The following is an 11944-nucleotide window of genomic DNA, read 5'->3' as shown; positions in this document are numbered from 1 at the left end:
CATTAACTTCTGCAAGCATCTAAAGTGAGTGAAGATATTAGCGCTATTTTTTCCTTTGATAAAACAGAGGTATTAGCTTCTTTTTGAGGATCATTAATTAATTATCAGTCGATAAAAAGCTAGAAGCGTTCATTTCTTAGCAATAGCCATTCTCTCTTATCCCAATTATTGATATCCTTATACCCAATGATAGTAATTAATGAATATTGGAATTTTCATGATTAAGAAAGCAATTTTACCTGTTGCGGGTTTAGGGACCCGTTTTCTGCCGGCGAGTAAGGCGATTCCGAAAGAGATGGTGACGGTGGTTGATCGTCCCGTGATCGATTATGTGGTGCAAGAGGCAGTGAAAGCAGGGATTGAGGAGATTATTCTTGTCACGCATAGCTCAAAAGGGAGTATTGAGAACTATTTCGATAAGAACTTTGAGTTAGAGACGATTCTAAAAGAGAAGCAGAAGTTCGATATCTTAGCGGAGATCGAATCGATTCTCCCGAAAGGGGTGAGCGTTGTGAGCGTGCGTCAGGGCGAGCCACTTGGCTTGGGGCATGCGGTATTATGCGCGAAATCATTGATCGGCAATGAACCTTTTGCCGTCCTTCTTCCTGATGTATTGGTCTATAACGAAGGGGAAGAGAATGATCTTACGCGAATGATTCAGTATTACAATCAGCACCAGGCAGCGCAGATTATGGTAGAAGAGGTGCCGGCATCTTTGGTGGATCAATATGGAATTGTCGATGTAAAATTAGCCCCGGCAGAAGGGGAATCGATTGTGATGCAGGGAATTGTGGAAAAGCCGGCAGTGGGAAGCGCGCCTTCGAATCTCTCGGTGATTGGTCGTTATATTCTTCCGCCGGAGATTATGTCGCTTCTTGAGAAGACGCCGAAAGGTGCGGGCAATGAGATTCAGCTCACCGATGCAATTGCACTACTACAGAAAGAAGCACCGATTGAAGCGTATCGCATGAAGGGGCAGACCTTTGATTGTGGTAGTAAAATTGGGTATTTAGAAGCGGTTCTCCATTATGGTGCGATTCACCCGACATTGGGCGAACCTTTCAGAGCTTTAATCGAAAAGTCCGCACGTGAGATAAAGTTATGAAGATCGCTATTATTGGATCAACCTTGCAAGCCGGCGTCTTAACAGCATTGCTTTCGCGCTATGGCAATGAAGTTTATCTCTTTCCAGATTCTACTTTGGTGAACGATTCTAATCCATTTCCCAGTGTACAAGATCCACATCTTCTTAATGTTTTAGCGAAGTTTGATGCGGAGAAAGCCTATGTTAAAGTTGATTCTTTGGTGGATTTGCCTAAAGGAATCGACTGTTTTATTTTGAGTTATGACACGTTAGAAGTGGAAAATGCACTTCATTTTTTAGATCATCTCCGGCAAGAAGTACGCCGCAACAAACCGCTTTTAATTAATGGCTCGACTTTTGGCATTTATGGAACACAGCGTTTACAAACCCATTTCCCAGAGGCAAATTGGGCCTATTTGCCCGATACAGTACAGGAAGGAAATGCAGTTAAAAGCTTTACCGATGTTGCGCAGCTCATTGTTGGTGTGGAGTCCGATGAAGTTCTACGGCAATTAAAAGAGCTTTTCCGACCATTTTTTCCGCTCTCAACACAGTGGTTAGTGATGCCAATTTTGGATGCAGAACTAACGAAATTGAGTATTTCCGGAATGCTCGCAACGCGCATTAGCTATATGAATGATCTTGCGAATGTTGCTGAAACAATGGGCGTAGATATCCTCAATGTAAAACAAGGTTTAGCCGCCGATCCACGTATTGGTGGAGCGTATCTTTCACCGGGCGCTGGATTTGGGGGTGAGAATTTTTCGAGCGATATTTTAATGCTCTCTGAAGAAGTTGGAAAACGCGGGGTCAAAAGTCGCTTGATGGATCAGGTTTGGGAAATCAATGAGGATCAAAAAGAAGTGTTATTCCGCCGGCTTTGGCGCTTTTATCAAACGGATTTAAGCGGAAAAAAAGTCGCAATTTGGGGCGCATCGTTTAAAGAAGATACGGCAAGTATCTATAATTCCCCCATTCATAAAATGCTCAAAGCATTAGCGGCTCAAAATGTAAGGATTTCACTTTATGACCCAGCTGCAATGCAGACGGTAGCAAAGGTCTATCCGGAGATGAAAATTGAATATTGCACAGATAAATATAGCGCGCTAAAAGATGCCGATGCACTCATTATATTGACTGCTTGGAAAGAGTTTTTCAGCCCTGATTATCAACAAATTAAAACGAGTATGAAAACACCACTAATTTTAGATGGTCGCAATATCTTTGATCCGCAATATATGCAATCGATCGGTTTTATCTATAAAGGAGTGGGACGCTAATGGCATTTGAAAAATTGATTAATATCCCGTTATTAATCGAAGATCCCGCATTTATAGCGTTACAAAAATTAGCAAAAGAATTGCAATCAGAATCCTTAAATACGTTATTTCAACAAAATAGTGCGCGTTTTTCTGATTTTCATTATCAGCTAGAAGATCTTTTGATTGATTTTAGTAAACAACGTATTGACCAGCGAGTTTTAGACGGTTTAGAAACATTAGCAAAATCACGTCATTTACCAGAAATGGTAAAAGTGCTCTTTTCACAAACACACATCAATCAGAGCGAAGATCGTGCCGCGATGCATTGGGCGCTGCGGACACCAAAATCTGCGCTCAATCAGCTTGGTATTGACGAGAAAGTGAGTGAGTCGATTCACTGTGAGCTTGAAAAAATGTATACGTTGGTGGAGAAAATTCATCAAGGACAATATCGCGGAGCGACCGGCGAAGTGGTGACGGATGTGGTAAATATTGGTGTAGGTGGTTCCGATTTAGGACCATTAATGGTCTCTTATGCACTTGCGGATTTTAAAGTCGTCACTGAAAAGCCACTTAATATCCATTTTGTTTCGACGATGGATGGCAGCCAACTTTCAGAATTATTACATCAACTACGACCAGAGACAACGCTCTTTATTATTTCATCCAAATCATTCGGCACTATTGATACGCTTAAAAACGCACAAACAGTTCGCAGTTGGGTGCAAAAAACCTTAGGAACATCGCCGGAAGTATTAACCAATCATTTTATTGGGGTGTCGAGTAATACCCAAGCAATGAGTGATTGGGGGATTGCTAAAGAGCGCCAACTCTCTCTTTGGAGTTGGGTCGGAGGGCGTTACTCGCTCTGGTCGACGATAGGGCTACCCATTGCACTTACGATTGGTGTTGTGGGGTTTAAAGAGCTTTTAGCGGGTGGTTTTTTAATGGATGAGCATTTTTATAATGCACCATTTCAACAAAATCTTCCGATGCTCATGGGAATGATCGAGATTTGGAATAGCAATTGCCTCAATATTCAAACGCATGCCGTCTTGCCTTATGATGGACGACTCAAATATTTCGCCAGTTACTTGCAACAGCTTGAGATGGAATCGAATGGGAAAGAGGTGACGCGAAAGCTTGAAAAGGTCAATTATGCAACATGTCCTATTATTTGGGGTGAAGTAGGCCCTAATGCGCAACATGCTTTTTATCAGCTTTTACATCAAGGGACGCATTGGGTAAGTGCGGATTTTATTGCCCCAAAGCGCCGTTATAGTGATGCACAATTCACCTATCAAGACAATGCCGATGAGCTTATCGAACAGCATCAGTTAGCACTTGCGAATTGTCTGGCACAATCGCGTTTATTAGCCTTTGGTAATGGAGCGCTGGGTAATGGAGCCGTGGGTAATGGGGCGTTGGGGAATAATGCTTTAGAAGACATAACTTCAACGGAATCTACATCTACTCCAATCTATAAACAGTATGAAGGCAATCAACCAAGTACAACGATTTTAATCGAGAGTTTAACCCCGAAAACTATTGGGATGTTAATTGCACTTTATGAGCATAAAGTTTTTGTGCAATCAGTAATTTGGAACATTAATCCTTTCGACCAATGGGGTGTAGAGAAAGGTAAAGAAATTGCTAGCCAACTTATCCCATTACTAAAAGATGATGGGCAAAAGAGTGCTATGGTAGACTCATCCACAGAAGGATTGATTCAATATCTACAAGGAGCAGAACCAAAATGAAGATTTTAGTGACCGGTGGAGCAGGATATATTGGCTCCCACACTTGCATAGAATTACTCAATACAGGCTTTGAAGTATTAGTATTTGATAATCTTTCAAATAGTTCTGTTGAATCTTTAAAGCGTGTCGAAGCACTCACTGGCAAAACATTGGAGTTTATCGAAGGCGATATTCGCGATAGCGCTATGCTTGATGCCGTATTTCAAGACCACTCTATTAGTGCAGTGATCCATTTTGCTGGATTAAAAGCGGTGGGTGAAAGCCAAGAGATTCCACTTGTCTATTTTGATAATAATATCGCAGGTTCTATTTCGCTTGTTAAAGCGATGGAGAAAGCAGAATGCTTCAATCTGATTTTTAGCTCTTCTGCGACGGTGTATGACGAATCGAATATCTCTCCATTAACAGAAGAGATGCCAACCGGAATGCCTTCTAACAACTATGGTTACACGAAGCTTATAGTTGAACAGCTACTGCAAAAAACCGCAATTGCAGATGATCGTTGGTCGATTGCGTTACTACGTTATTTTAATCCGGTCGGCGCGCATAAAAGTGGGCAACTTGGAGAAGATCCACAAGGGATTCCTAATAATCTTATGCCATTTATGACACAAGTAGCGGTTGGAATGAGGGAGAAACTCTCAATTTTCGGCGATGACTATCCGACAAAAGATGGTACCGGCATCCGAGATTATATCCATGTGGTCGACCTTGCTAAAGCCCATCTTTGTGCATTACAAAATCGCTTAACGGCAAAAGGTTGTCGCGCTTGGAATATCGGTACGGGGAATGGCACATCTGTTTTAGAGATGAAAAATACCTTTGAAGCAGTGAATGGTGTGACGATTCCTTTTCAAATCACTCCGCGCCGAAGTGGTGATGTCGCAATTTCATACGCCGATAATGCTCGTGCTCAAAAAGAGCTCGACTGGCACCCTCAGTATGATCTAAAAGATATGCTCGAAGATAGCTGGCGCTGGCAGAAACAAAACCCTAAAGGGTATCGGGAATAACAGTATCTTTCAGTAGTAGCAGTGAATTTTAGTCATAAAATTTAGTAATAAATGAATTCTAGAAATGAACCGTAGGGAAAAGCTTTCTAATAAATGCGTCCTTACGGTTTTTTATTGAATCGTGAATTGATTGTTTTAGCTCATGTTTGGGAAGCTTTTTGATTTTTTTAAGGATTAGTTGATTATACTAATAAACTTATCGATAGCTATTTGAGTTATAAAAATATGGGGAGGAATTATGGCAGTAGGTAAGAATTTTGAAGCATTAGCTCTATCATTTTATGGTTGTGATGGCGGGAACTTACGATCGAAGATTTGGTTTTGTGGTCTAGAATGGGGCGGTAATTTAAAGTGGGAAGAGGGTAAAGAAGGGCAAGAATTAGTAACAGTCATGAAGGATTCGGGTTATGAAGATCATGAAGAGCGTTTACGGGATTTTAGCCAAAATATTTCCTGGAAAGATGGATTTATTGATGCAGTGACAACAGGAGTCAACCAGAAAATATGTTGGTTTATCAATTACTATCTTGGTATTGATATGAGTGATTCCTATCAATATGATGATTTTGTTGTCGAAAATAAAATTTGTTTCAATGATCCAAATGGCATTGGTTTTAAGATGAATCTGTTTCCACTCAATTCCCCAGAGCATGATCACGATTGGGATGAAAATCGAGCGAGATTCAGCGGCTTTTTTGCCCGTAGAGCTTATGAAGAGTGGTGTGAAGTTCATCGTGGGGCATTCTTCCAAAAGCTTGTTAGAGAGAATAATCCCGAGGTGATTATTGCCACCGGTAAAACATCGTGGTCCAAGTTTGTACGATTCTTTGGCACAGAAGCTATACCATTGCAAGAAGCTTCCCTGAATGAGATTACTATTAGTTATTGTAAACTCCCTTATAGCGATACACATCTTATTATTACGCCATTTTTTGGAGGGTCTTCAGGGATTAACTCCTTTAAAAAGATGCAAGATTTAGCAACGTTAGTGCATCAAGTGGTAGGTTCTCAATGGATCGATTGGTCGTAATTATTTCATTATCTTAAGAAGTAGTTATGTAAAAACTTCCTTTAGAAACACAGAAGCTGATGATTTTGTAACTCATCAGCTTTTATCTTTTTGAGCAAAAAGTAATTCAATAGAATGTTAACAGAGAGATGAATGCACTGTTTACTGCTCAATCAGTGCCGATAACTCTGCAATATATTCCGCCATAGGGCGTGGATTTTTAGCCCGATCTGATTCGATATTGAGACGAAGGAGCGGCTCGGTATTTGATGCACGTACATTTAGACGCCATTCTCCAAAGTTGAGGCTAATTCCATCGGTTGTATCTATTTCGGGATTGAGTGGCTTATAGTGCGTTAAAATTCGTTCAATGGTCGCTTTTGAATTGGTGACTTTAAAGTTGATTTCACCACTACAAGGGAATTGTTGAATCATCTCTCCCACCAGTTCTGAAAGTGGTTTGCCTGTTTTTGAGAGAAGCATGACGACTAACAGCCACGGAATCATACCACTATCACAATAGGCAAAATCTTTGAAGTAGTGATGCGCACTCATTTCACCACCGTAGATCGCATTCTCTTCCCGCATCGCCTCTTTAATAAAGGCATGCCCCGATTTTGATTGAATCGCCTCACCGTTGAGGGATTCTACAACTGCTAAGGTATTCCAAATTAAACGTGGATCATGAACAATTTTAGCCCCTGGTTTTTGTGTTAAGAAGGCTTGTGCCAGAAGGCCAACTATGTAGTATCCCTCAATAAAGCCACCTTTTTCATCAAAGAGAAAGCAGCGATCAAAGTCGCCATCCCATGCAATGCCCATATCCGCATTATGCTGCAATACGGCTTTTCGAGTACTGTCACGATTTTCAACTAAAAGCGGGTTAGGGATTCCATTGGGGAATGAGCTATCTGCCTCATGATGCACTTTGATAAATTCAATGGGGACATTGAGATCTTTAAAACGTGCTTCTAAGGCATCAATCACATGTCCAGCAGCACCATTACCAGCATTTACCACTAAACGAAGGGGGCGAATTTCGACAGGATTGATGTATTGCAAGAGATGCTCAACATATTCCGGCACAATATTATAAGTAGTAACGCTTCCTTTATGAGAAGGTTCATTAAATTGCCCAACAACCACTTTGTCATGGATTTCCTTGAGTCCGCTCTCCATACCGATTGGACGCGCATTTTCTCGTACAAGTTTCATCCCGTTATAATCAATGGGATTATGACTGGCTGTCACTTCAATGCCTCCCTCTACATCAAGATGAAAGGCAGCAAAGTAAACCTCTTCCGTGCCCGTCATACCAAGATCATATACATCCACTCCTGCATCAGTTAAGCCGTTTATCATCGATTTTTTGAGCGATTCACTCGTTGGGCGAATATCGGCACCTACGGCAACCTTTTTCGGTTGATAGATATCGCCATAAGCACGGCCGATTTTATAAGCTAATTCTTCATTAAGCTCTTCACCAAGCTTTCCACGAATATCGTAGGCTTTGAATGCTGTTAGTGACACCATTATAGGATCCTCATTGTTACAGTTTTTCGTAATAATTTTCAATTCATCTATTTTAGCAGAGTGAAGAAGGGAAGTGCGACTGATCATTCGCAATAATTGAAAATGGGAATTATCCGATCAATATGTAAAGCATTATAAGAAATATTGATTTAAATCGATATCTTTATAAAAATAATATAAAATATATATAAATTAATTGTAATTTTTGTAAATGTTTGGTTATATATTAATATATAATAAAAACTAATAATTTACATTTATGATGCGCGGATGAGGGCAAATTCAATGACTCAATCTCTAAAAGTTGCTGCTGTTGACTTTGTTCCTGCTTGGGGCGATTTACAAGGTAATATCGATCGTCTTGCAAAAGTCATTCCCCAACTAGCAAATGAAGGAATTACTTATGCTGTTTTCCCAGAAACGGCATTAAGTGGGTATTTATTTAATGATTTCATCGAAATAGCTCCTTATTTGGATACTGTTCCTGGAAAGATGACGGCGCGTATTTTACCGCTATTGAAGGAGTTTAATCTTTACATCAGTGTGGGGATTGCCGAGCGCGATATAGCTACGGAACTTGCATACAATAGTGCTGTGTTAATGGGGCCAGAGGGGATTATTGGTATTTATCGTAAAAATGGGCTGAATTCTCAAGATCAAAAAATCTTTGCGCCCGGTAATCTCGGAATACCTGTTTTTGAAACGGCGATTGGCAAGATTGCGCTCTTAATTTGCTATGACGATACTTATTGGCAATATGCCCGCATTGCAATGCTGAAAGGGGCAGAGATAATTGGTTGGCATTCAGTATCAGATCGTATGATGCCGGATGCACCGATTAATGAGAAAAAAAACGATCATTCGACTGTCTCTCATGTGCAATATATGAGCGCTTATAATGGTGTATGGGTAATTTGCGCAACACGAAGCGGTATCGAAACTAATCCACTACATAAAACGAAGCTCTACTATAACGGTGGCTCTAGTATTTGGTCACCAGAAGGTCATCGCGTAGCGGGTGCGCCTGTTATTCCTCCGGTCGAGATTTTGCCGGGTATTAATGGTATTTATAGTGCTGAGATTGATCTTGATGATGCCGAGAAAATGCGTGAATACCATCTTAAACGTCGTAGACCAACTCTTTATCATCCTTACTTGGCACTCCATCGCTCACCAACAGATGCAAATGCCACCTGTTCTTCAACGCAAACAACCCTAGTCGCTGCGCAGTGGTCTTTAGATGAGACGCACTTTGAGACGATTACCGTGGATGATAATACGCTCTATGTTTTACCTGAACTAAGCTCTATTTCTGGCGATGACGATGTTGCCGCAATTCTTGCAAAAGCAGAAAAACAGGGTGAGGAATTTGAGCAAAGACTTTGTCAAATAGCGAGCCAAGGGAAAGGATACATAGTGGGCAGTTATCCTGAAATCGCAGATGATCGAATTTATCATACCGTGATTTTAGCAGGACCTAAAGGGACAATTTTGGGTCGTTATCGAGCGACGCATCTCAATGAGCGGGATCAAAATTGGGCAAGTAGCGGTGAAAAGATTGTGATTGTGCCTACTGCAATTGGGCGGATTGGTTTAGCATTAGCTTCTGAATTATCTGTGGCAGAATTTACGGGGATGTTTAGCGCTTTGCGGGCAGATATTATTGCAGCGCCGAATGGAAAACCTTCCTCACTTAAAACCGAAATTGATGCAAAATTGTATAGCGTCCCCAATCCACCCACAGGTATTGCAGATTTCTACCCTTATGCAGCAGCAACGACGAATCAACTTTGGGTTGTCTGTGGTGGACGACAAGAGGGGGCATTTACAGGCGCGGGCATATATGGACCTGAACCGATTGTTTTAACTCCCACATTAATACCAAAACTGGGTGAACTAGAAGCACGTTTAGTAACAACTATACCTGCACCTTATACATGGATTAATCAAGAACAACTAATACAGGGGCAGATGCCAATTTGGTTTCAGCCTTTAGTGCAATAATTTTGTATTTAAAGGAGGAAGAAGAATGAGTCAGAATAATTTACCAAAAAATATGTTGTTAACGCATTCATTACCTATTATGGAGAAACCCTTTATTGCCTTTATTTTGGCAATTATTGCAGGATCGCTTAATGGTTACACTTATCACGTCGCGACGATTTTTAGCACCGTACAATCGGGGAATATCATACTTCTTGGCGAAACAATTGCGACCAAAAATTGGCATCATCTTACAACTATTGCAATCACTGTATTGGCTTTTGGGCTTGGTTCGATGCTCACTATGCTCGTGGAACTACTCTTTGCAAAACATGATCAAAAAGGATCTTGGAGTTTCTTTATTCTCTGTTTGGAAGCTGTAATTATTGCAGTTATTGCAACTGGAATTTGGCAGCAAACACTCTCTATTGAATGGATCTGTATCATTATCTCCTTTATTGGTGGAATGCAAGGGAATGGCTTTCACAAAATTAAAGGCATGCTCTACGGTAACGTTGCGGTGACGCTCGTAGTGCAATTGGCATTTAGTTATCTAATGCAATTTATTGGCGGCAAAAAAGGGACTTTAAAACTTGCTGCACTTTTTTTCCTTGTTCTATTAGGCTTCGGTTTTGGTGGATTTACTGGAACACATCTTACGATCTTATTCCAAGAAAAATCACTCTTTTTGCCGGCAGCTCTATTATTACTACTTGCTTTTTATACGCTCTTTATTGGACGTAATGAAGGGAAAGTTATTGACCCTACTTAATTAAAGATTTTCTAAATGGGTGGGATTTAAGCTCTTCAAGCAAGTGTTTATAGTCGTTTTAATTGATTTTATTGTCAAAAAATAGCGGAGATTTAATATGTCAAAAGAAAATAATACACAACAACCATTTCGTAAATCTGATGGTAAAGGTTGGATTGATCATGGTCCTCGTAACCATATGCGTGATGCAGAGAATCCCGATATTTTAGTACCACCACCAACAGATCATGGCACGATTCCTAATTTGCGTTTCAGTTTTTCAGATGCACATATGCGTCTAGAAGAAGGTGGTTGGACACGTGAGATTACCAATCGTGAGTTACCTGCATCGCTTGATATTGCGGGCGTGAATATGTCGCTTGAGCCGGGTGCTTATCGTGAACTTCATTGGCATAAAGAAGCAGAATGGGGCTACATGATTTATGGAAATGCGCGCGTAACAGCGATTGATGAAGATGGTAGAATTTTTATTGATGATGTAAAAGCCGGCGATATTTGGAACTTTGAAGCGGGCATTCCCCATTCAATTCAGGGGTTAGATGAAGGTTGTGAATTTTTACTGGTATTTAGTGAAGCAGATTTCTCTGAAAATAATACATTCTTATTAACGGAACTTATCTCACATATTCCCCAAGATGTTATTGCCGCGAACTTTAAGAAGAGCGTTGAAGAGCTTAAAAACTTGCCACAAGTAGAAAAATATATTTTTAAAGGCGCGGTACCTGATAAGATCGAAATCGTTCGTAAACACAATCGTCATGGCGATGTTCCATCACCCTTTACATTTCATCGAGATTCGGTTGAGCCCTTAAAATGTGAAGCAGGAGAAGTATACTTTGTTGATGAGCGCAACTTCCCCGCAGCTAAAACAATTTCTGCGGCATTTGTTGAGATTGAGCCGGGCGGTATGCGTGAAATTCATTGGCATCCACGTGCATCCGAATGGCTCTATTTCATACAAGGAAAAGCGCGAATGACGGTATTTAATTCGCAAGGTACTGCGCGAACATTTAATTATCAGGCCGGGGATGTAGGAGTTGTACCAATTGTGGCCGGTCATTACATTCAAAATATTGGCGATGAACCCGTACGTTTTATCGAGGTCTTTAAACGCCCCGATGCATATCCAATTTCTCGTTATTCAGATATCTCTTTAAATGAATGGTTAGCAAGTACACCAACACAAATTGTGGCAGATCACCTCAATATGACATTTGATGAAGCCGCATCATTGCCTCATCAAGATCGACCAGAGCCAGTTATTTGGTATAAAAAGCCGGAAGGAAAGTAGAGCATTGATGCAGTAATCACAGCTCTTAGATGAATTACAAAAGGTCAGTGAAGGATATATCCCGCTGACCTTTTTATTCTTTTCATTGCTAAACGGACTATTTATATCAATTAATAACTATTTTGGTATAAATAAGTTTTCTGAAAGAGGTAGAATAGGGAAAATTATTAAAGGTCTTTTTAGTTAAATTTTCAATAAAAATATTATTAACTAAAAGTACAATTATGTAAGGAAAAC

The 11944-nt window shown here is 40.5% G+C and carries 9 protein-coding genes; 8 read left to right on the top strand and 1 reads right to left on the bottom strand.

What is annotated here, in order from left to right:
* The first annotated feature begins 217 nt into the window (after positions 1-217).
* From galU to ACPF7B_RS04150, 5 genes are all read left to right on the top strand, one after another.
* Complete coding sequence (galU, locus tag ACPF7B_RS04170; RefSeq protein WP_490506373.1) at positions 218-1105, top strand: UTP--glucose-1-phosphate uridylyltransferase GalU; 888 nt, start codon at positions 218-220, stop codon at positions 1103-1105.
* Positions 1102-2364, top strand: a complete 1263-nt coding sequence (locus ACPF7B_RS04165; RefSeq protein ID WP_490506372.1) for a nucleotide sugar dehydrogenase — start codon at positions 1102-1104, stop codon at positions 2362-2364. Before galU ends, ACPF7B_RS04165 begins: the two co-directional genes overlap by 4 nt.
* On the top strand, positions 2364-4106 hold the full coding sequence (pgi, locus tag ACPF7B_RS04160; RefSeq protein ID WP_490506371.1) for a glucose-6-phosphate isomerase: 1743 nt from the start codon (positions 2364-2366) through the stop codon (positions 4104-4106). The genes ACPF7B_RS04165 and pgi overlap by 1 nt, the downstream gene beginning before the upstream one ends.
* Positions 4103-5119, top strand: a complete 1017-nt coding sequence (gene galE / locus ACPF7B_RS04155; RefSeq protein WP_490506370.1) for a UDP-glucose 4-epimerase GalE — start codon at positions 4103-4105, stop codon at positions 5117-5119. Before pgi ends, galE begins: the two co-directional genes overlap by 4 nt.
* Before the next feature lie 238 nt (positions 5120-5357).
* Complete coding sequence (locus tag ACPF7B_RS04150; RefSeq protein WP_490506369.1) at positions 5358-6149, top strand: hypothetical protein; 792 nt, start codon at positions 5358-5360, stop codon at positions 6147-6149.
* A 141-nt stretch (positions 6150-6290) separates the two neighbouring features.
* Here ACPF7B_RS04150 and ACPF7B_RS04145 read toward each other — a convergent pair whose 3' ends face one another.
* Positions 6291-7661, bottom strand: coding sequence for a phosphohexomutase domain-containing protein (locus ACPF7B_RS04145; protein WP_490506368.1), 1371 nt, complete (start codon positions 7659-7661; stop codon positions 6291-6293).
* Positions 7662-7946: 285 nt separating this feature from the next.
* Between ACPF7B_RS04145 and ACPF7B_RS04140 the strand changes: the two genes are divergently transcribed.
* The 3 genes from ACPF7B_RS04140 (at position 7947) to ACPF7B_RS04130 (ending at position 11707) form a co-directional block, all read left to right on the top strand.
* Positions 7947-9665 (top strand): nitrilase-related carbon-nitrogen hydrolase, encoded by a 1719-nt coding sequence (locus ACPF7B_RS04140; protein ID WP_490506367.1) that lies wholly within the window; start codon positions 7947-7949, stop codon positions 9663-9665.
* Positions 9666-9690: 25 nt separating this feature from the next.
* A complete protein-coding gene (locus tag ACPF7B_RS04135; RefSeq protein ID WP_490506366.1) occupies positions 9691-10416 on the top strand; it encodes a YoaK family protein in 726 nt (241 codons plus the stop codon).
* Between the two features lie 97 nt (positions 10417-10513).
* Positions 10514-11707 carry a cupin domain-containing protein gene (locus ACPF7B_RS04130; RefSeq protein WP_490506365.1) on the top strand — a complete coding sequence of 398 codons (1194 nt, stop codon included), beginning with the start codon at positions 10514-10516 and terminating at the stop codon, positions 11705-11707.
* Positions 11708-11944: the final 237 nt, after the last annotated feature.

The sequence above is a fragment of the Ignatzschineria sp. 22MB058224 genome (assembly GCF_058188435.1).
The sequence above is the reverse complement of the archived record's forward strand: the minus strand, read 5'-3'. Positions and strand labels throughout refer to the sequence as shown.

Coding starts and splice junctions, on each gene's coding strand:
- galU (WP_490506373.1), top strand. CDS start 218: ATGATTAAGAAAGCAATTTTACCTGTTGCGGGTTTAGGGACCCGTTTT.
- ACPF7B_RS04165 (WP_490506372.1), top strand. CDS start 1,102: ATGAAGATCGCTATTATTGGATCAACCTTGCAAGCCGGCGTCTTAACA.
- pgi (WP_490506371.1), top strand. CDS start 2,364: ATGGCATTTGAAAAATTGATTAATATCCCGTTATTAATCGAAGATCCC.
- galE (WP_490506370.1), top strand. CDS start 4,103: ATGAAGATTTTAGTGACCGGTGGAGCAGGATATATTGGCTCCCACACT.
- ACPF7B_RS04150 (WP_490506369.1), top strand. CDS start 5,358: ATGGCAGTAGGTAAGAATTTTGAAGCATTAGCTCTATCATTTTATGGT.
- ACPF7B_RS04145 (WP_490506368.1), bottom strand. CDS start 7,661: ATGGTGTCACTAACAGCATTCAAAGCCTACGATATTCGTGGAAAGCTT.
- ACPF7B_RS04140 (WP_490506367.1), top strand. CDS start 7,947: ATGACTCAATCTCTAAAAGTTGCTGCTGTTGACTTTGTTCCTGCTTGG.
- ACPF7B_RS04135 (WP_490506366.1), top strand. CDS start 9,691: ATGAGTCAGAATAATTTACCAAAAAATATGTTGTTAACGCATTCATTA.
- ACPF7B_RS04130 (WP_490506365.1), top strand. CDS start 10,514: ATGTCAAAAGAAAATAATACACAACAACCATTTCGTAAATCTGATGGT.